Annotated in this window: 19 protein-coding genes and 1 pseudogene; 7 read left to right on the top strand and 13 right to left on the bottom strand. The window is 41.4% G+C overall.

The window, feature by feature from the left end:
- Nucleotide 1 precedes the first annotated feature (1 nt).
- From B3H30_RS20000 to bioB, 4 genes are read right to left on the bottom strand one after another with little or no spacing between them, the layout of a single operon-like run.
- Nucleotides 2-700: a DUF452 family protein gene (locus B3H30_RS20000; RefSeq protein ID WP_115046752.1), complete on the bottom strand. Its 699-nt coding sequence runs from the start codon at nt 698-700 to the stop codon at nt 2-4.
- A complete protein-coding gene (locus B3H30_RS20005) occupies nt 697-1,857 on the bottom strand; it encodes an 8-amino-7-oxononanoate synthase (RefSeq protein ID WP_115046754.1) in 1,161 nt (386 codons plus the stop codon). Before B3H30_RS20005 ends, B3H30_RS20000 begins: the two co-directional genes overlap by 4 nt.
- A complete protein-coding gene (gene bioA, locus B3H30_RS20010; RefSeq protein WP_115046755.1) occupies nt 1,854-3,155 on the bottom strand; it encodes an adenosylmethionine--8-amino-7-oxononanoate transaminase in 1,302 nt (433 codons plus the stop codon). The genes B3H30_RS20005 and bioA overlap by 4 nt, the downstream gene beginning before the upstream one ends.
- A 41-nt stretch (nt 3,156-3,196) precedes the next feature.
- The gene (gene bioB, locus B3H30_RS20015) at nt 3,197-4,276 is read right to left on the bottom strand and encodes a biotin synthase BioB (RefSeq protein WP_115046756.1); all 1,080 of its coding nucleotides are present in this window, start codon (nt 4,274-4,276) and stop codon (nt 3,197-3,199) included.
- A gap of 143 nt (nt 4,277-4,419) precedes the next feature.
- Between bioB and B3H30_RS20020 the strand changes: the two genes are divergently transcribed.
- Complete coding sequence (locus B3H30_RS20020; protein WP_115046758.1) at nt 4,420-5,904, top strand: PLP-dependent aminotransferase family protein; 1,485 nt, start codon at nt 4,420-4,422, stop codon at nt 5,902-5,904.
- Here B3H30_RS20020 and B3H30_RS24930 read toward each other — a convergent pair.
- From B3H30_RS24930 to B3H30_RS20045, 5 genes and pseudogenes are all read right to left on the bottom strand, one after another.
- Nucleotides 5,901-6,433 (bottom strand): annotated as a pseudogene (locus B3H30_RS24930) (MepB family protein). The gene B3H30_RS20020 and the pseudogene B3H30_RS24930 overlap by 4 nt on opposite strands.
- Nucleotides 6,423-6,974: a dihydrofolate reductase family protein gene (locus B3H30_RS20030; protein ID WP_112375548.1), complete on the bottom strand. Its 552-nt coding sequence runs from the start codon at nt 6,972-6,974 to the stop codon at nt 6,423-6,425. Before B3H30_RS20030 ends, B3H30_RS24930 begins: the two are co-directional and overlap by 11 nt.
- Before the next feature lie 391 nt (nt 6,975-7,365).
- On the bottom strand, nt 7,366-9,336 hold the full coding sequence (locus B3H30_RS20035; protein WP_115046761.1) for a DUF3857 domain-containing protein: 1,971 nt from the start codon (nt 9,334-9,336) through the stop codon (nt 7,366-7,368).
- A 180-nt stretch (nt 9,337-9,516) separates the two neighbouring features.
- On the bottom strand, nt 9,517-10,788 hold the full coding sequence (locus B3H30_RS20040; RefSeq protein WP_286834808.1) for a TonB family protein: 1,272 nt from the start codon (nt 10,786-10,788) through the stop codon (nt 9,517-9,519).
- Nucleotides 10,775-11,353 (bottom strand): RNA polymerase sigma factor, encoded by a 579-nt coding sequence (locus tag B3H30_RS20045; RefSeq protein ID WP_070565798.1) that lies wholly within the window; start codon nt 11,351-11,353, stop codon nt 10,775-10,777. The genes B3H30_RS20040 and B3H30_RS20045 overlap by 14 nt, the downstream gene beginning before the upstream one ends.
- A gap of 80 nt (nt 11,354-11,433) precedes the next feature.
- On the opposite strand from B3H30_RS20045, the gene B3H30_RS20050 reads away from it, so the two are divergent.
- Genes B3H30_RS20050 through B3H30_RS20060 form a run of 3 tightly spaced genes read left to right on the top strand, consistent with a single transcriptional unit; the run spans nt 11,434 to nt 13,940 of the window.
- Nucleotides 11,434-13,296 carry a vWA domain-containing protein gene (locus B3H30_RS20050; protein WP_070565845.1) on the top strand — a complete coding sequence of 621 codons (1,863 nt, stop codon included), beginning with the start codon at nt 11,434-11,436 and terminating at the stop codon, nt 13,294-13,296.
- Nucleotides 13,297-13,312: 16 nt separating this feature from the next.
- Nucleotides 13,313-13,474, top strand: a complete 162-nt coding sequence (locus tag B3H30_RS20055; protein ID WP_159333293.1) for a hypothetical protein — start codon at nt 13,313-13,315, stop codon at nt 13,472-13,474.
- Between the two features lie 55 nt (nt 13,475-13,529).
- The gene (locus B3H30_RS20060; RefSeq protein WP_070565800.1) at nt 13,530-13,940 is read left to right on the top strand and encodes a hypothetical protein; all 411 of its coding nucleotides are present in this window, start codon (nt 13,530-13,532) and stop codon (nt 13,938-13,940) included.
- Nucleotides 13,941-14,234: 294 nt separating this feature from the next.
- Here B3H30_RS20060 and B3H30_RS20065 read toward each other — a convergent pair whose 3' ends face one another.
- Nucleotides 14,235-14,942, bottom strand: a complete 708-nt coding sequence (locus tag B3H30_RS20065) for a DUF6266 family protein (protein WP_070565802.1) — start codon at nt 14,940-14,942, stop codon at nt 14,235-14,237.
- A 279-nt stretch (nt 14,943-15,221) separates the two neighbouring features.
- On the opposite strand from B3H30_RS20065, the gene B3H30_RS20070 reads away from it, so the two are divergent.
- A complete protein-coding gene (locus B3H30_RS20070; RefSeq protein ID WP_286834809.1) occupies nt 15,222-16,277 on the top strand; it encodes a fatty acid desaturase in 1,056 nt (351 codons plus the stop codon).
- Here B3H30_RS20070 and B3H30_RS20075 read toward each other — a convergent pair.
- Together B3H30_RS20075 and B3H30_RS20080 are read right to left on the bottom strand one after the other, a co-directional pair.
- Nucleotides 16,274-16,762: a helix-turn-helix domain-containing protein gene (locus B3H30_RS20075; protein WP_070565806.1), complete on the bottom strand. Its 489-nt coding sequence runs from the start codon at nt 16,760-16,762 to the stop codon at nt 16,274-16,276. The two genes, B3H30_RS20070 and B3H30_RS20075, sit on opposite strands and share 4 nt — an antisense overlap.
- A gap of 439 nt (nt 16,763-17,201) precedes the next feature.
- A complete protein-coding gene (locus B3H30_RS20080) occupies nt 17,202-17,384 on the bottom strand; it encodes a hypothetical protein (protein ID WP_070565808.1) in 183 nt (60 codons plus the stop codon).
- Nucleotides 17,385-17,647: 263 nt separating this feature from the next.
- On the opposite strand from B3H30_RS20080, the gene B3H30_RS20085 reads away from it, so the two are divergent.
- Complete coding sequence (locus tag B3H30_RS20085; RefSeq protein WP_070565810.1) at nt 17,648-18,535, top strand: sugar phosphate isomerase/epimerase family protein; 888 nt, start codon at nt 17,648-17,650, stop codon at nt 18,533-18,535.
- A 117-nt stretch (nt 18,536-18,652) separates the two neighbouring features.
- Nucleotides 18,653-19,471, top strand: coding sequence for a universal stress protein (locus tag B3H30_RS20090; protein WP_070565812.1), 819 nt, complete (start codon nt 18,653-18,655; stop codon nt 19,469-19,471).
- Nucleotides 19,472-19,531: 60 nt separating this feature from the next.
- Here the strand turns inward: B3H30_RS20090 and B3H30_RS20095 are convergent, their stop codons facing one another.
- Nucleotides 19,532-19,975, bottom strand: a complete 444-nt coding sequence (locus tag B3H30_RS20095; RefSeq protein ID WP_070565814.1) for a hypothetical protein — start codon at nt 19,973-19,975, stop codon at nt 19,532-19,534.
- Between the last annotated feature and the right edge of the window lie 13 nt (nt 19,976-19,988).

Raw genomic sequence — 19,988 nt, forward strand, 5'->3', positions numbered from 1 at the left:
ATCATCTTAAAAGGTGCTTAAATAATTGTTCGGGATAATGAGTAGCATCGATTATCGTATATGCAGTACCGGGCCAGGCACGTTTTTGATTCTCTAAGTTGAAGATTCGATCTTCTTTGCCTATATATATCTGATGCCATTGGAATGCCGCTGCTGATTTTGCACCAGCTGTTTTTTCAATCGCGATGAGCTCTGAACGGAGGTCTTCGATGTCGCGTTGGGGGGCTCTTTCAAGAAAGTAGTTAAAAAGGGCCTTGGAACCACACATGCGTAATCTGAATTTTTCTAACGTTTTATTGCTCAGGGTATCCAATGTTCCTTTAAACAACTGGCTAGGAATTCCTTTTTCGTCATCTATTGGAAATGGTGTTCCATTGATTGCAGTGCATGTGCTGATGGGGTAATTGTTGTTTTGAAGTTCGGGCAGTACCATTGATGCCGCCCATACCCCCATAGACCAGGCGAAAACCTCAATTTCCTGGTAGCCTGCCAGTAGACTTTTGTCCAACAGTAAATCCGTATAACTATGGGCAACAATAAGATCTTTGCCGACTGGGGAATAGTGCAAAAAAGGATGTTCATCCATGCCCCAGCCTGCAAAGAATAACAGTAGTTTTTCGTTGGATTTTGCCTGAAGATGCTGCTCCGGCAAATTATCGACCGGAGTGACTCTTTTAGGAGCGATTCTTTTAAGTATCATAAGCTTGCTGCGAGTTGTTTGATCATGGACGATGTCATTGTTGCTGTCAGTGAAATTCGGATTCTTGATGTTCCTTCTGGTACTGTGGGCGGGCGTATGGGAAGCACGTAAAATCCCTTTTGCTGCAGGTCTTCTGCTTTCAGTACCGTTTCCTTGTTATTACCGATAATGACCGGTAAAATATGACTCTCTGAGGGACAATTAAAGCCTTTGGCAATTATGTGCTGTTTGAGCAATAGGCTATTTTTGTGCAGATTTTGACGTCTATCTGTAAACTCACTCAAGCGTTCCAAAATAAATATACTCCATAATAGATTGATCGGTGGTAAGGCGGTTGTAAAAAGTAAAGTACGTGCCTTATTGATCAAATAATTTCGGATGGGTTCCCTGCATAGGAGGTAGCCACCGACCGATGCCAAAGCTTTTCCGAAGGTGCCTGTCAGGAAATCAATATCGGCAATACATTGCTGTTCTTCTGCGCAGCCAAGTCCCTGTATTCCGCGTACCCCTACGGCGTGAGCTTCATCGACATAAAGTAAGGTATTGGGGAAACGTTGTTTTAGACTGACCAGATAGTTGAGGTCCGTGCAATCACCATCCATGCTAAAAATACTTTCTGTAACGATGATGATGCTTGTGAAGCGATGGGCATATTTTGTCAATAAATGCGTTAAGTGCGTATAATCGGAATGCCGGTACCTGTAGCAGGTCGCATTGGATAGTCGGATGCCGTCAATTAGGCTTGCGTGGACACCCTTATCGGCGAGAATTAATGTCTGCGTATCACAAACTGCAGGAAGTATGCCTACATTCATGTGGTAGCCGCTGTTAAACACCAATGCACTTTCCGTACCGAACATTTGGCACAGCTTTGTTTCCAATTGCGTATAGCGTGCATGGTTTCCTGTGAGTAGACGCGAAGAGGAAGCGCTGAATACAGCATTATCCTTTGTCACCGAGTTTAGGAATTCTTGACGAAGTATCTGATCTGTCGCAAGTCCAAGATAATCGTTCGATGAGAGGTTGTAATGCTCTTTAACATGCTCCTGTGCTGTGTTTTCCTGTTGTTTGATAAGGGGAAGTTTTCGTTTATTCCCTTGTTTTTCAAGGGCGAATAATTCATCTTCAATGCGCTGGATTAGACTGTTTTCAATCATTGGACTGTGCTGATTACGGCTAGCAATGCCTGTGTTAACTTGTGAAGCTCACCTTCATTTATGATAAAAGGGGGCATGATATAAATCAGTTTTCCGAATGGCCTTACCCAAATTCCCTCTTCGATAAACCGCTGTTGTATGCTGGAGAGATCGACGGAGTTTTTCATCTCGATGACTGCAATTGCACCTAGAATTCTGAGCTCCTCGACTTGGGGCAGCGCTGTTGCAGCGCTAAGTTCCCTTCTCAATTGTTCTTCGATTAACGTTACTTTCGCTTTCCAGTCCGTTGCCAATAGTAGTTTGATGGAAGCGTGGGCTACTGCGCAAGCCAAGGGGTTTGCCATAAAAGTTGGCCCGTGCATAAACGTACCTGGTGTACCGTTGGAGATTGTATTCGCAACATGATCTGAGGTGATCACGGCGGATAGCGTCATATAGCCACCGGTCAAGGCTTTGCCGATACACATGATATCGGGCACTATTCCGGCATGCTCCCAGGCAAAGAGCTTGCCCGTGCGCCCAAATCCGGTAGCAATCTCATCAAAGATTAAAAGAAGTTGATTTTCTTTGCAGAGCTGTGCTGCCTGACGCAAGTACTCCGGATGGTAAAAACGCATGCCACCGGCTCCCTGGACGATAGGTTCAAGGATGAGTGCGGCCAATTCGTCCTTGTGTGAGCAGATCAGGTCTGCCAAGGGTTGGATGTCATTGGCATCCCATTCTTTCTCAAACCCTATTTTTGGGGCAGGGGCAAAATAGCGTTTGGGTAAAGCATGGTCAAAGATGCGGTGCATTCCAGTAATGGGATCACAGACCGACATTGCGTTCCAGGTATCACCATGGTACCCCGAACGAATCGTGACAAAGTTTGTCTTGTTGGTCTTTTTTTGTGAGACCCAGTATTGAATAGCCATTTTAAGCGCAACTTCTACAGCAACAGAACCCGAATCGGCATAAAATATTTTGTTGAGTGAAGTAGGGGTGATGTCAAGCAGTATTTTACCGAGAGCAATTGCTGGTTCGTGCGTAAGTCCACCAAACATCATGTGTGACATGCTACTGAGCTGTGCTGCGACCGCAGCGTTAAGGATGGGGTGATTGTAGCCATGGATGGCGCACCACCAGGAGGACATACCATCGATAAGCTGCTGTCCATTTTCCAACTCGATTATACAACCATCTGCCCGTTTAACCTTGTAGGCCGGTAAGGGATTTGTCATGGTGGTATACGGATGCCAAAGATGCTCTTTATCAAAATCATCGATAAGGTCGTGTTGATTGATTTCTTCTCTTTCCATGATGGTCTGCCGAATTAGTTCTGTTATTTGTTTTGCTGCTGTTATTTGTCTTGCTGCTTAGCGATGTTGCGCTGGATTTTATGTTCGGGTCTTGACCATTTTGGCCGTTCACCAAGATCATGGTAATGTGCCATCTCAGTTGCGATGGTTTCGGGTTGATTTCTTTTCTCGAAAGGCTGTTGTGCTACTAAACCTAACGTTTTAAACATGTCCATATCTTGGTTGACGTCGGGATTGGGCGTGGTGAGGAGTTTGTCGCCTGAGAAAATTGAATTGGCTCCCGCGAAAAAACATAACGCTTGCCCCTCTGTACTCATGTTGGTACGTCCTGCAGAAAGGCGAACTTGTGTGGTGGGCAATAAAATTCGGGCTGTAGCCACCATGCGTACCATTTCCCATATCGAAACTGTTTCCATGACTTCCATTGGAGTACCGCTTACAGGAACGAGCGCATTGATCGGTACCGATTCGGGTTGTGGAATGAGTGAAGCAAGTGTGATCAACATCGCGGCACGGTCGTCTATACTTTCTCCCATCCCAATAATACCACCACTACATACCGTTATGTTTGTTTTACGGACATTTTCGATCGTTTGAAGGCGATCGTCATAGCTTCTGGTCGAGATAATTTCCTTATAGTAATCGGCAGAGGAATCGAGGTTGTGGTTGTAGGCGTATAGTCCAGCTTCTGAAAGGCGTTGTGCTTGGTTTTCGGTCAGCATTCCTAGCGTGCAGCAGACTTCCATGTCAAGTCTATTCAGTGTTCGGACCATATCAAGTACATGGTCAAACTCAGGGCCATCTTTAACATTGCGCCAGGCGGCCCCCATACAGATCCTTGAACTACCTCCAGCTTTGGCTGCCAGTGCCTGCTCTTTTACCTGCTCTACACTCATTAAGCCTTCCGATTTTACATGCGTATGGTAACGTGCGGCCTGGGGACAATAGGCGCAGTCTTCGGGGCACCCACCTGTTTTTATGGATATCAATGTGGATACTTGTACTTTGTTGGGGTCGTGATATTTCCGATGTATCGATGCCGCTTCATAAAGCAGATCCATTATTGGTTTGTTGTATAAAGCGACAACTTCTTCCTGCGTCCATTTTGGTTTTGTTTCCATATTAATGCTAAGTTTTTATGCTAAAATCAAATCTATTTTACCTAATGACCATTCGGATTTAGCAATTCAATGCGATTATTTTTTCATGATGATTGCAAAGATTATAGTTTAAATGATAACTTTGGTAGTCCGAAATAAACATAATGAGTAGTCCGGTTAGTATAGGTTTTAATTCCATTATTAAGATAGATCGCCGTAAGGAAGATGCCGTCTATCTACAGATTGTATATCAATTTATCCATGCCGTCAAGCGAAATCTATTGGAAGAAGGGGATTTGTTGCCCGGAAGCCGGAAGATTGCTGAAGAGCTGAGCGTGCACCGAAAAACTATTGTAGCCGCTTTAGCGGAATTGCAGGAACAGGGCTGGGTAAAAATTTTGCCTAATCGCGGGACTTTTGTGAAAAATCCCGAGCTTATCGGTACTTCCGGGTCGGCGATTGAAGCCTTTAGACAGCCCCCTGATTTTGCGCCTTATTTTTTTAGAAAGGAACTCATATTGGATATGCCTATTTCAGAGGTTCCCGAAAGGTACTATTTTACGGACGGAACACCTGATTATAATGTCATTGGAGCGGAGGAACTGGTGCGTTTTTATGCATCCATGGTGAAACGGAAAAAGAAAAGTGATGATTTTCCGACGACGACAGAAGGGAATTTGTTTTTTAGGGATCAGTTAAGCTATTATCTGAATTTAACAAGAGGATTTCATCTTTCCCGGAATTTCTTGTTGCCGATTGCCAGCCGGGAACAGATTTTTTCAATTTTATCCCGATTATTGATCCGACCCGACGATATTGTATTGGTAGAAAATTTAAGTTATTTTTTACCTAACATGATCTTTAGTCAAGCTGGGGCCAAGCTAAAAACCATTCCCGTAGATGCGGAGGGGATGATTGTAGATAAGATCGGAGATCAATTTAGACCGGGAGAAATCAGGTGTGTTTACCTCAATACCAGGTGTCAGTATCCAACGACGGTTAACCTTTCCGAGCGAAGGAAAATTCAACTGTTACAGTTGGCCGAGCAGTATAACTTTATTATTATTGAGGATGATGTAGATTTTGAGTCTTCCTTTTTTAAGGAGAAAGGTGAATCACTTTTCCGGAAAAATGGCGGTAACCGCGTGATTTATACAGGCGCTTTCGGTAGTTTCTTTGATCCTGGTTTCCAAATGAATTTTTTGATCGCACCTCAGGATCTGCTGGAAGAGGGAAAAAAGTATTTGAACATCTTCGGAAAGCCGAATTTTATGATCGAGAAGACATTGGGTGAGATTATCCACCAGGGTGATATCTTTCGGTATCAGCGTAAATTTCAGAAAACAATTGCTGAGCGAAAAGAATTGTTTGCCCAATTGCTGTTACGGCATTTTGAAGATCAGATCCGGTTTGAAATCCCGTCCTCGGGACTGGCTTTTTGGATACAGTTTAATCGGGTTGTTTCGCTGACAGCCTTGCAAGAAAAAGTGCGGTTGCTAGGACTCTTGTTGCCGAGTAATTGCCTTTATCAAAATAAAACCGTTACAGCATTGCGGTTGGGGTTTGCCCATCTTGACGAACAAAGTATGGTGACGGCAATTTCTTTGTTGCATGCTGCTTATGCCGATTTGGTCGGAAATATCGACTAGTTGCTTTGCAGTATATGGGCCAATTTGTTATTACCTTCCTGAGGGGACCCACAGCAATCCACAAAGTATGTGTGCTGCCATTGTTTGCTTTTGTTAGCCTGTTTGTTGGTTGGGGTACTCCAATTTGGATAAATTCGGAATCCGCGTTTACCCACTTGACAACCTGCTGTGAGGATTTCATGTTCAATGAGCGCCTGTTTTGGAAAAACAAATAAGCCGCAATGCTGGTCTTGCCCAACTAAAATAAGGTAATAATCGAAAGGATCATCTGCAGTAAAGGGGATGGTCGACCATCGCTGTCACGTTTCCAAAGAGCAATGAATAACCCCACTTTTCTTGGTGTTATCTTAGCCTTCCTAAATTTGAAGTTTTTGTTGCCCAGTTGAAAATTAAAACCATAATAGGCTCTACCTGGTTGATCTTCCGATAGGTGCGAGCAATGGGGCATAAATATACTTTCGAGTTGATCTAGCACTTTCCTAATCATCTGGTCAGCGATCTGTGGGGCTGCCTGACGGTTAAGATTCATGTTGAGGGATATAGATTAACTGAACAACACCCGATTTGAATGTGACGCTTTGAACAAGTTTTAGAGATAGTCGTTCAGGTAAGTTTTCAAATAAAGGCTTGCCACTTCCCAGGGCAATGGGGTGAACGGAAATGCGATAGACGTCAACAAGGTTGGCTTGGATGAATGTTGTGATTAGACGTGCTCCCCCATATAGCCAAATATCTTTTCCGGGCTGTGCTTTTATTTCCTGAACATGTTCAGTGATATCAGTTTGGATGAAAGTAGCGTTTTCATCTTGTCTTGCTTGACTGGAAAAAACATATTTTTTCTTCGCATGGACATTTTTCCAAAGATTTATTTCCGTTTCATCGGCCGTAGCACCCGGTTGGAAATTACCCCAGGCATCATAGCTCACCCGGCCATAAAAGATGGTATCGACCGAAGCCAAAAAGCCATCGAAATCCATGTCATCATCCATAATGCACCAGTCAACCTCTCCCTGTGAGCCTTCAATAAAGCCATCTAAGGTCATGGCCAGATCCAATATTATTTTTCTCATGTGTGTTATTTGCTTTAAACCTATTACTTGCGTTCCCGTAATAATAGAAGCTGGGTTAGCTCAACGGCGGATTGTCAGGATGACATAAAGATAGAGAAATAATAAGGTTTGGCCAAATTGCCGAACAACGGAGCAAAGAAAAAGCCCAGCAAAGAATGTCTGGGCTTTGAGATTATATAAGGGGAATAATACTTGCTAAAAAAGTGAAGACCTAGTCTTCATCGGTGATAATATCATCACCATCTAATTCGAAACCTTCACCAAGGAAGGTATTCTCTAGTTCGAATAAATCTGAATCTTTAATCATTTTACTATTTTTTGATATTCAAAGTTATCACCCTTATTTAAGCTAATCGTCAATATAAAATGAAGTTTGTGTTAAGTGATATCGTTATATTTTTTTGAGTACAACATCTAATTTTTCTGCCTGGATGATCCGACTGAAAAACTCTTTTAAATCAAAATACTCTTCCGGCATAAACAAGGGTTTGTTTAATTGTGTTGCAGATTCGATGATCAGAACATCCGGTGTTGTATTATTGATTTTGAAAATATATCGGGCCGCACGTTCAGGAAGAGCCATACTGATGTTTTTTAACTTTCCTTCCGTTGGATATGCATAGCCTTTTGGCAGTTTGATTTCAATGTAGCACTCTTCTTGGACTAAAGAACCAAAGTCGATCGGATAATTCCGCTCCGTAAGGTTGAAGGGATTCTTGGACATTTTTGTGTCAATATAAGGATTGAATAGAAGTTGCTCATTTTGCAGGGTTGCAAAATTCTTAATCTCAATTTCAAACTCCTCCGTTAGCGGTTTATCAAGGGATTCCCGATTCGATACTTTAAAACTATTGATTTTGATGCGATTGTTTTCTTCATCTATTTTTTCGTAGAATTCTTCTTCAGAATTACTTCCTTGAAGGCGTTCACGCATTTTGGAAGCACCGTAACCGTTACGTGAGGTAATCCATTTTCCTTTTAATGCACCATCTTCCGACAGTTCACCGTAGAAGAAGTTACTGTAAGTAGATGCAAGATTTGCCTCGAGCTTTACCCAGTCAGATTCGCCTTCCAGGGGAATTGATCTTCCCTGAAAGTTGACACATTTCATTGGGATATTTCCAAACATCTCATAGGGAGAGGTCGCATCCAGCAGGTAGTAGTTTTCACCTATTTTTACCTGGGCAATGACATGGTTGAACTCTGATATCGCTGGTGCATAGAGCCCTGCATAGCCATTCTCACGTGTCGATAAAATAACAGGGATGGCATCTAGTTTCGCATAACGTAAGGCATTGACCAGTCCAAGGTTAATATCGGCGCTATTGCCTGTTCTTTTTTCGATGGCTTCTTTGATATTTTTTGCGTAGATCGAATGGCGGTTATTCCATTTTATTTGTTTCTGGAAGTAGGTATACAGTCGTACCGCTTTCTCCAGGTCATCTTTTGAATCCTGCAATACCGGTTCAATGAACTCTTTCAATGCCGTTTTTCGCTTTACCTGTCCACCAAAACTTTCGTCCTGTACGAGTTTATCTCTGACATTTTCCCACGTGAGCGAAAAGTCTTTTGTCGGTCCCATTGGAATGCTATACCGACCAAGCTCAAAGAAAATGATTGACCTAAAATTTTTGGAAGAGGTCATGTAATCTTCGGTATGGAAAGCCGGAATATTTTCCATGGTATAGGTGGTTTTATTGCCTAAGACTTCTCCAACTTGAGAATCCAGGCCTGTGTTGTAATTTTCTACCTTCCGGTCACTGACGGCTAATCCCCCCTTTAAATTGGCTTTGTAATGAAAAACTTCGGGAATACGCGTGACGTATTGGCTATAAATTTTTGGGAGATCTTCCTGAAATTCCCAGGCATTTAAGTTAAAAATAAATGGCGATTCTGTGCGGTAGCGGTATTCAATAATTGTACCTTCTTGGACCTGCGGAATGGCCGCTTTCGTTACCGCATAGTTTTCTGAGGCGTTTTCGTTAAAAATATTCGCTTTCGTCATCTCTGTTTCTACAACCTTATCTCCGACGAGGTGATAGGACGCTCCCTTGATGTCCATAAGGACTTCCCGGTCGTTGCCGCTTTTATATAAAGGGATACTGAAATTAGCGTAATTATAAGCTTCCTTATTTAATATTTTAATGCGGACGTGTCTGAAAAATTGAACAACCGGACCTTTGTTTTTATCATAACTTACTTCGGCTGATCCATATTCGCGTAAGACAAAGGCATTTGCTGCTGTATCTATTTTGTCAACAGTAATGGCAAAATCTTCCTTTTTTATTTTACCGAACGAAAAATCTTGCGCTTGTAGGTATACACCACTAAGCAGGAGGAGGCCAGTGAAAAAACTTTTCATAAAAAATGACTGTATGGTTAAGAATTATAACACTAAAGTATGAAATAATTTTAAATCCAAACCCTTATAAATTAAATTGGTTGAAAAGATAAATGGATCGATCAATTGCGATTGCTTATTTGTCCCGATAGCGAGATAAACTTGTGTTGTAATTAGATAGGATGTGCTCAGATCGCATCCTTACAAGGTGAATTCGAAGCTTAACGTGACATAGCGGTAGTCTTCCCCTTTCCATTTTGGTCCCGAAAGTAGAATCTCTTTGGCTTTGGCATCGAGGTAATCATTTGCACTTTGGAGAACGCTGATATTTGTTGGGAGTCCATCTTTATCGATATAGAAGCTTAAACGGACAGTGCCCTCATAGCGGCTTTTAGCTGTTTTTTTCTTGATATAATTGTTGAACGATCTCCAGCCCCAGATAGGTTCGGCACTTTTTGATTTGCGTGAAGACATCGTTGTGACGACGACTTCATCAAGTGAGGCGCCGGAAGGTTGCAGTTTGATCGTCGTATTTTTGCTGCGACGCATATTCAATGCGACAGAATTGTAGCCCAGAGCCATGATGTCGACGAGTGAATCCATTGTGCTGGGTTGGATGGTCGCTTGTCCCTGTGCGTCGGTATTTGTCGCAAACTTGCTATTGGGTTGAATGATTGTCACTCCCGAAATAGGTAAGCCTGTCTCTTTGTCCCGAATTGTAAGTTGTAGCGGGGTACCTTGTTGTTGTGGCATCGCAATACCCGGAGCCCTGCCTGCAAGGGTATTGTTTAAACTTGATGTTCCACGAATCATAATGGTTTGGGAAGCATCTTTTTTCTTTGCCATTGGTGCATAACCGATAACAATTGTACTGTCTGCAGGCCTTAATCCAAATACAGGGCGATCATTATTGAGACCTTCCTTCATTTCTTCCAATGATTTTACACGCAGGGATGGTTCCCGGGATAAAACGGTCACCTCTTCGAGTGGATGCTGTTCATGAAGCCGCGTTCGGTTATTATCGGCTAATTGTGGCAAATGATCTTGAGATCCTATTTTTGATGCAATATCATCTGAAGGAATGATAGAATCTGCTGCTGTAACCTTTGTTTTGGGTTTTTCCTGCGTAATACTTACTTCGGCGGTACGCCTCGCTTCGGATGAATTTTTGTCCTGTCGACGGTAAAGGAGGAGACCAATCCCCAATACGATCACTGCCGCTGCGGCGATGGCAAGTTTCTTCCAATCAAAGACCTTTATTTTAGCGGTATTATTTTTCTGAACACGTTGTGCAATTTGGTTGTTGATTGTTGTAAGTACGGTTTTATTCTGATCCATTTCCATACCCATAAGAATATCGGCCAGCATGGGGTCACGCTGTGCCTCACGTTCAAGCGCGTACATCTCCGTAGGAGATAATTCGCCGTTGACGTATTTCTTTAAGTATGCTATGTCGTAATTACTGTTGCTCATTCCAAGCCTCCATGCAATTTTTTAAATTCCGTTTCCCATTCTGTATATAGCTCTTTACTTCGTTCAAGCTATAACCGGTAGATTCGCTAATCTCTTTGTAACATTTTTCCTCTAAGAAGAAGAGTCTGACCGACTGCTGCTGTTTGTCTGGCAACTTTTCCAGACAGCCTTCCATGGCTGTTAGCTGTTCTTCTTTTTCATCATATTGTTCATACTGATGCACGTCTCCTGGAAATTTCACAAATTCATCCAAAGAAATTTGAGATTTGTTCTTTTGAGACCTTAAATACATCAAACAATGGTTCTTGCTTAGTACATAAAGCCATCTTGGGAAGTCCTTGATTTCTTGCTTGTTGACTTTATATATTAATTCTTCAAAGATATTCATGACAGCATCTTTGCTCAATTCGGAATCTTGGAGATACCGTAAACAAACATAGTATACCATCTCGGTATGTCGCTGGTATAGATCCCCCAATACCTGGAGCTCCATGGATTCCTGGTAGTGCAGCAAGAGCTCGTGGTCTTGTGCTGTATCTATTTTTGACGACTTGAATGCGAACATTTTATTGGCTAAAAATATTTTTTTTTTCTGGTTTATGGAAATTTAATATTTGTGGCATCCCTTGGCAAAAATGTAAAGATATGAGAGCAATACTTTTTGTAATAGGCTTGTTGCTATCCTTAGGTGGACATGCCAATCAGGGATATGAGGTCAGCGGTAAGGTTGTCGATGCGAATACAGGGACTGCCCTTGCGGGCGTACAGGTTAGCAATGTTGCTACAAAAGCGCTGGTGCGGACCGACGATAAGGGAAACTATCGTATTCAAGTCCTTGACGGTAAAAATACCTTGATTTTTAGTTATATCGGATATCTTGAGCAACGGATAGCGGTCAACCATCGGACAACGATTGATGTGGCCTTGGCGCAACAAAACACCACACTGGATGAAGTTGTGGTGACCGGATCTGAGCGCAGGGCGAAGCGTCAGACGGCGTCGGTGATGAATGTTAATGCAGCTTTGTCAGGGCAAGTATCGGGTCTGTATATTCGAGGGACGGGTTATGTGCCTAATCAGAACCAAGAATCTTATCAAAAAATAAAGGAAAACAAGTTTATCAATCCACGAAAAGAACCTTTATCAACGTTGGCGGCCGATGTTGATGCTGCTTCCTATAGTAACGTACGTCGTTTTATCAATTCAGGAACACTACCTGAAAAAGATGCGGTACGGGTTGAAGAGATGATCAATTACTTTCAGTATCAAGTGGCCGGACCTAAGAATGGCGAACCTGTAAATATCGTCACCGAATTGACCAAGGCACCCTGGAATACTACACATCAGCTCATGCGCGTAACATTAAAGGCGAAAGATATACCGACGGCGAATCTTAAAGCTTCCAATCTGGTGTTTTTGATCGATGTGTCGGGATCAATGATGGGACCGGGGCGTCTGCCTTTGGTGAAAGCTTCGCTGAAGATGTTGGTTGATCAACTACGTGCTGTAGACCATGTTGCCATTGTGACCTATGCTGGATCGGCAGGGGTAAAACTGGAGAGTACGCCCGGTGATGAAAAGATGAAAATTAAATCGGCTATTGAGGAGCTGGAAGCCGGTGGAAGTACTGCTGGAGCTGCAGGAATTAAGAAGGCTTACGAAATTGCGAAGCAACAATTTATCAAAGGTGGAAACAACCGGATTATTTTGGCTAGTGACGGCGATTTCAATGTTGGGGAAAGCAGTGACGAATCGATGGAAGAGCTGATTGCCAAAGAAAGTAAATCGGGGGTTTTCCTCACAGTATTGGGGTATGGCATGGGGAATCTGAAGGACAGTAAGATGGAAATCCTTGCAGACAAAGGGCATGGGAATTATGCGTATATCGACAACATTTCTGAAGCACGAAAAGCGATGGTGACCGAATTCGGGGGAACCTTGTTTACCGTTGCGAAAGATGTCAAGATCCAGGTCGAATTTAATCCCAGTTATGTGCAGGCATACCGTTTAGTGGGGTACGAAAACCGCTTGTTGGAAGCTGAAGATTTCAATGACGATCAAAAGATGGGTGGTGATATGGGGGTAGGTCATGTGGTGACAGCCCTATATGAAATTGTACCGGTCGGTGTGGAGTCTGGGATGGTCGGAACGGTAGACCCCTTAAAATATCAACAACAAGCGGATCCGGTAGCTGAGCGGAGAAATGCTGAACTGGCAACCGTGAAATTTCGGTATAAGGAGCCCGAAGGGGAGAAAAGCAAGTTGCAACAAAAGGTGATAGGAACTACTGTTACGGAATTGAATCGCGTGAGTGAAGATTTACAGTTCGCCACTGCGGTAGCGGAACTTGGTCTATTACTTCGTGATTCTGATTTTAAGCAAAAGGCCAGTTTTGATCAGCTCATCGCGCGCGCAAAAGCTTCCAAAGGCAAAGATGAGGAAGGTTATCGTGCTGAATTTATCCGTATGGCAGAGAATGCACGGGATTTATCGAGATCGAAAGAATAACTAAAAATGGCTAAAGATGAATTTTTCAGTAGCAGCAATCGAAATGCGGCTACTGGAAATAAGTTTAGTTTGTGGGGCAATAAGTAAAAAAGTAAATAAAATCTATATTTTTAGTTCATCAATAAAAGGAACGTATTTTGCTTCTGCTGATTTGCGCTATGTGATATTTGGTGAGTAAGTGCAATCTGAGCGATGTGTTGTTATAGTATATGGAAATAAAAAATGTTAGATAAATGAAGAATTTTTTCTTGTGCTTTCTTTTGGCTATTGGTATTACAGTGCCATCAGTAGCCCAAAATGCGAGCTTGAATAAACAACAGACCATGGCTTATATTAATAAGCTATATAAGGTAGCTTACCGTTATAAGGATACGAAAATTGACACGGTAACGGTAGATGGGAAGGTGTTAACAGTCTTTCTTTCCAGTGGCCAGCATTTTAGAAGTGATATTGCCAAATCAGATGTACTTGTCATTGCAAGAGTAAAATCCGGTTATCAAATTCGATTTAAGTCTTCGCCAAGCACGGATGAAATTTTATGGGCGATCCAAACGGAAGAAGATGCTAAGCGTCTGAAAAATGCATTGGAGCATTTGGTTAAAATCGTAAAGACCGAAAAAAAGACAGATCCTTTTGGAAGTTAAATCGTAATCGGGGATCCGTTGGGTAATAGAATGTTCGGCAAGGTATGAGCTTGCCGAACTGAATAGAGAAAGTAGTAGGACTTGCACATGGATATGTGTTGAGGATTGCTGAGGGGGTAACCAAATGCCTACTAGATATAAAGACGATTGGCTTCATGGCCGAAATTGATGTGGCTGTTGAAACCATCGATTGTAAATCATATCGCTTATACGAAGTAAGCATATTAACATGAATTCGGTGTTAAAATGTTGTTATCTTATTGTGATTAAGTGTGTTGTGTGTTTGTTTTTGAATTATTTTATTTCTCCTGTTGATGAATTTAATTCCCGGAAGGAACTTAATCCTCTTTCTAGGTTTATATTTCCGAGATAGCTGCTATTCATGCTCCGATTAGTTCCGTCAGCTGCAACAAAACCTAGATATAGATGATATGTATCACTTTGGGTTAGTTTCGGTATTTGAATAGATTCTCGCAAATCCATAATGTAATTTTGAAGTAAAACACCTTGTGAAGCGTTTATTGGATTTTCAGGAATGAGGAGTACCAAGGTTCGGAAATCTGTCAGATCCTCGTACAAGAGTTTTTCGGTGTTTTTTAGTTCCCAAGTGATATGGATAGTTTCGTTCAACAATTGAAATGTTGCCCCTGTAATCTCTTCGTCCAAACCTCGGCTTATGGCAATCTTTTCATAATCGATATGAAAACCTTCATCGTCTTGTTGCATGACATGGTGAAGGTTATAGGACATCGCCGCATTAAATGCTGTCATATTTTTGGCGTAGAGGGAAAAACCGAGCCGTATGACTCTCGTGTAAGGACTTAAGAATTGTTGCATAAGTCCAAATTTGTTTCGGTTGTTCACTTCCTTTTCAGAAAGTGCTCTTTTTTTATTCACCCTCGGAAGAGACCTGACATAATTGATCTCTTTCCATTTACAAAAAACAACTGCCCCCACTTTGCCCGAGGGAGGACCATTTACACCCTGTGTTACATTTGCCATAGTATTAAATTAAATGTGTAGGGGTACTAACACACAACGAATAGATAAGTTTAGTTTAATCTATTAAATAATTGTAAATAAGGTGTTACGTAATAGGGAGTTAATAGGTAGTTAAGACGGCTTCATCCGAATGAGGTCCCTATAAGGTCCCTATAAAGTCCCTACCAAATCCCTTTAAGTGCATTATTTTTTTTGGGTGAAATCGCTTATTGATGAGGTGTTGGTAAATTGGTGTTTGCGAAAAAAAAACTTATTTTTACCAATTAAATCACATCGAATTTGACACATCAGGAAAAGTCGAGCCAGATTAGGAGGGAAATAAATCTTTCCTACCAGCAGCTTAAAGGAATGTATCCCATCTTAAAAAGTCAGAACAGTATTGGAATGGCTCTATTCGCACTGGCGACCCTGGCAATTGTCGTTGTATCGATAGCTTGGTTTCGCGCTGTTGTTCCAACTTGGCTTATGATTGTCAGTAATGCGTTTTTTATGGGCGTGTTGCATGAAATAGAGCATGATCTGATTCATTGGCTTTATTTTAAAAGACAAAAGGCAATTCATCATTTTATGCTTTTTAGTGTATGGATATTACGTCCATTGACGGTAAATCCTTGGATACGCAGGACCTTGCATCATCATCATCATAAGTTTTCGGGTACATTACATGATGTTGAGGAACGCAGTGTTACGAATGGCGAGCAGTGGTCGATCAAACGTCTGTTAACAACTCCCGATGTTGTGTTGGGTGGGCTCTTTCGACTGCATCGCATGTTTAACGATATGGACAGCGAGGTGAAAAATGGAAATCTAAAGTTGGAGACTTCTTCAAAACTAAAACGGATTATGTTTTTGAGCATTGTTCCAGTGACGATTTTTGCACATGTGATTTTATATTTCTTTTTTGCAGACCTGTTATTTGGTTGGTTAAGTGAGGTTTTTGAGTTAGATTTGAGTTTTCCACACTATGTTAATAACATGTTGATAAGTCTGCATGGGATCATTTATGTTATTCTATTGCCAAACTTATTACGTCAGTTTTGTTTGCATTTTATTACATCAAACATGCATTATTTTGGTGATGTTGAAGCTGGAAATGTTATTGAGCAGACGCAAGTATTGACAGTTTGGTGGACTTTTCCGATGCAATTGTTTTGTTTCTTTTTCGGTTGGACACATAGCATCCATCATTTTGTCGTCAATGAGACATTTTACGTACGTCATATTGGGCGCAAGAAGGCACAAGAAATTTTGCGCAAGTATGGGGTTCGTTTTAATGATTTGGGAACGTTTAGAAGGGCAAACCGTTTTCGTGAACTTTCCAACAAAGAAGTTTAGTCCTTTTTATTTACCTTTTTTTTACGATAGGTTTTATAGTTACCATGCTGCTGATAGACGAGGGCTCCCTCTTCACAATAGTTGGTTAGATAAACAGAGAATTTGTTGCTTTGGCTCTTGTCAATACCCAATTGGACCAACACTTCCGAAACACGTCGTGCTGCGTGGAAAAAATCCGAATGATAGACGAGGTCATCCAGTTTTTTGCTTAGCGTGATTCTTTCCTGCGCATCAGGAGGTAGGGAATAGGGCGAATTAAAAACAATATCATGCTGAAAAAATACCGTCGGTTGGATTTCCAGGCTGCGGCATAAAGTTAAAAAGTTTGTGAGCGTTAAGTCTTTTCCCTTTTCTATACCATTGAGTGTTCCTGTTGAAATGCCTGTTAGATGGGATAGATCCCGTAGTGAATAATAAAGATCATTTCGTTTCGCGCGAAAGCGTAAACCAATTGTTTCCAGTAATGCTTTGTCTTCATCCGTCATACAACGAATTGAATGACAATTTGCGCAAAATATAGTTCATTATTTTGTTTAAAAATTTGTATTTATTATTTTTTCTTTTATATTTGTTATAACAGATGATTTAATCGGTACTGAGATTTGCTTAGTAAATAGACCCTACGTCACCGTCCTGTGTAAACCAATATAAAAAGTTATTATCTAGTAGCACACAGGCGAATGAAAAACGAAATTATTTAAGCAGATATTGTCAATTTACCTGGCTTCGGTTTCCAAGAATCCGTCAAGTTCCACCGGAGCCGTGGTAAATTGTCGAGTACGTCGGCACAATGACCGAAATTTTGGTCAGATTCTACCAGATTGTGTATGACGACAAAAGTCGACTTGCCCGGCTTCGGTTTCCAAGAATCCGTCAAGTTCCGCCGGAGCTGTGGTGAGTTGCATGGTTGCGGCTATTCGCCTGTTATTGTCCACTCATAAAATAATAAATCAGATAAAACACAATCAACACACATACTGCAATAATAAGTGTACGTTTGAGATTTCGACCGGCAGGTTCATCATCTTTTTCCTCAACGGCAACATCAGGTAGTTTCTCTTCCTGTTTTTGATCGCTATGTTCGGGGGTTTCATATTTATTTTCCATCACTCAACTTGTTTGTTATTGTAAATAGAACAGTTGCAAATTGTAAATCGTTGAGTTGGGTATATTTTTATTCCTATAAAAAAGCATGTTATGGAGCGCTGAGCACGCGACGTGAATAAATAAAACGGTAAAGCATTGTGTTTTTTCGAGTATTTGCATACATTGCGGCTATAATTAACGCGACAAACCTAAACAACCTGTAAACCTGCGTTTACAAATAATTTTGCGTTTAACGAAGTCTGTAATAAATAATTGAGCACTAAATGAAAAGAAGAACTCTTATCGGAACATTGGTAGCTGGATGTATGATGTTGGCTGTTAGTCCAACATTTGCACAACAGAAAGCTGCAAAAAAGGAAATTGGTCTACAGTTATATTCTGTACGTGAAGAAATCGGTAAAAACGCCAATTTCGACCAGATTCTGCAAAAGATCTCAGCATTGGGTTATACAGGAGTGGAAGCTGCTGGATACAAAGATGGTAAATTATATAACTTGAGCCCACAAGAGTTTAAGGCAAAAGTTGAAAAAGCTGGAATGAAGGTGATTTCATCACATGCAACGAAAACGCTATCAGAGAAAGAGTTAAGCTCTGGAGATTTTACAGAATCCCTAAAATGGTGGGACGAATGTATTGCTACGCACAAAGCAGCGGGAATGAAATACATCGTCACGCCTTGGATGGATGTACCTAAAACACTTAAGGATCTGGAAACGCAATGTCGCTACCTGGATGCTGTGGGTGCGAAATGCCGTCAGCAAGGAATCATTTACGGATACCACAACCACTCGCATGAGTTTAGAAAAGTGGAAGATAAAGTGATGTACGATTATATGTTAGAGCATACAAATCCTGAACATGTATTCTTCGAGATGGACGTCTATTGGGCGGTCATGGGGCAAGTTAGTCCGGTTGATTACTTCAATAAATATGCGGGCAGATTCAAGGCTTTGCACATTAAGGACCACCGCGAAATTGGCCAAAGTGGTATGGTCGGTTTCGATGCAATTTTTAACAATTCAAAAGTTGCTGGCCTGCAATATATTTTTGTTGAGCTGGAAGAAACACGTAACGATATTTATACCGGTTTACAACAAAGTATCGATTATCTGAAAAAAGCATCTTTTGTAAAGGCTAGCTACTTAAAATAGCCAAAAATCGGGAGAAAATTGACCCAGTTGAGACAATTCTCCGTTTGATAGATTTATTATTTTTCGTTAACTTGAATGTAATAAAAAGGGATTTTTTATTGAATTAAATTAGACCATATGAAACGGATTATTGTTGCCACAGACTATGCTGAAGAGGCCGAACATGCCTTAAAGTTTATTATGGAAGTTTTTGCAGGAAAAGAATACGAGCTCGTTTTATTTTCTCTTCAAAATCCTTCCATTCATGCAATGAACGCACGACTTTCTCCCGATTCTATGTTCAAGATTTTTGAACATCAAAGTAAGGTTTTACGACGTAAAGCCGAGGCGATTACGGCCGAAAGTGGTGTTTTGACTATTCCTTATCTTGCGGCAGGTTTGTTTTATGACCAGATGACAAAATGCATCCAGGAGACGAATGCGGATTTGTTGGTGATGGGAATGGCCAAACGTTCCTTTGATCAGGACATGCTGGGGAATACCACTACGGCAGCAATCAGTAAGTTAAAAATACCTATCCTTTCCGTTCCGCTGGGCGCAAAATTTACGGGTCTGGAGCATATTCTTTTTGCCTGTGATATTGTTCGTGGTGTACAAAAGGAAATTCTTGAAAAAGTCAAGGATTTTGCCGCTGAATTTGGTGCGGTACTGGAGGTTCTCAATATTCGAAAAACTGTTGAGCAGCTGAATGAGGAAAAAGGAAAAGAAACACGTGAAACCATCAACGATGTGATGGGAATCGTAAGTTATTACTACAAAAATGTAACCTCCAATGAGGTTGTAAAAGCGATCCGGGACGAAGTAAAAGAGAGCAGTACGGATCTGCTGGTCATGATCCCCTATAAGTACGGTTTTTGGAGCTCATTGACCCACCGGAGTAAAACACGGATGATGGCATCGGGTCTGGATGTTCCTTTACTGACCATCTCGATCTAATTTTTTTTATTATAAAAGCCCAGGTGAACTGAGATCAGCTGGGCTTTATCTTGATTGTACTTATTGAAATAGGGGGAGTATCCTATCCCAAATTTGCTGGTAGGCTTTATTGTCCCGGACGATCCCCTTATCTTCATCATAATAATTAGGTGCATCAAAGCTCCCGCCTTTACGCCTCTCTATTGAAAATATATTTAAAACTATTTTTGCTCTTTTAGCTTGTAAAGGGCTGATCAGGAAGTTGAAAATTAATTTTTCTCCTTCTTTATTGCTTAGGAGATTATTGTTTTCGAGATACGTACTAGTTTGAATAAATCCCGAAGGCCGATCGAGCTGTGCAATAAAATAACCGCTATCCTGAAGCACTTGAATTATCTTGCTGTATGCTGAATCACTTGTGATCGGGATAGTTTTGGTGCGCTCTGGATTTTGTGCCAACAGGGGGCTGGAAAAGAAGAATACATAAGCAATCAGCATCAAGGAGAATTGGATAAAATGTTTCATATTGCCGAATTAA

Source organism: Sphingobacterium sp. UBA7038, from assembly GCF_002494055.1.
In the GTDB taxonomy this organism is placed as follows: Bacteria; Bacteroidota; Bacteroidia; order Sphingobacteriales; family Sphingobacteriaceae; genus Sphingobacterium; species Sphingobacterium multivorum.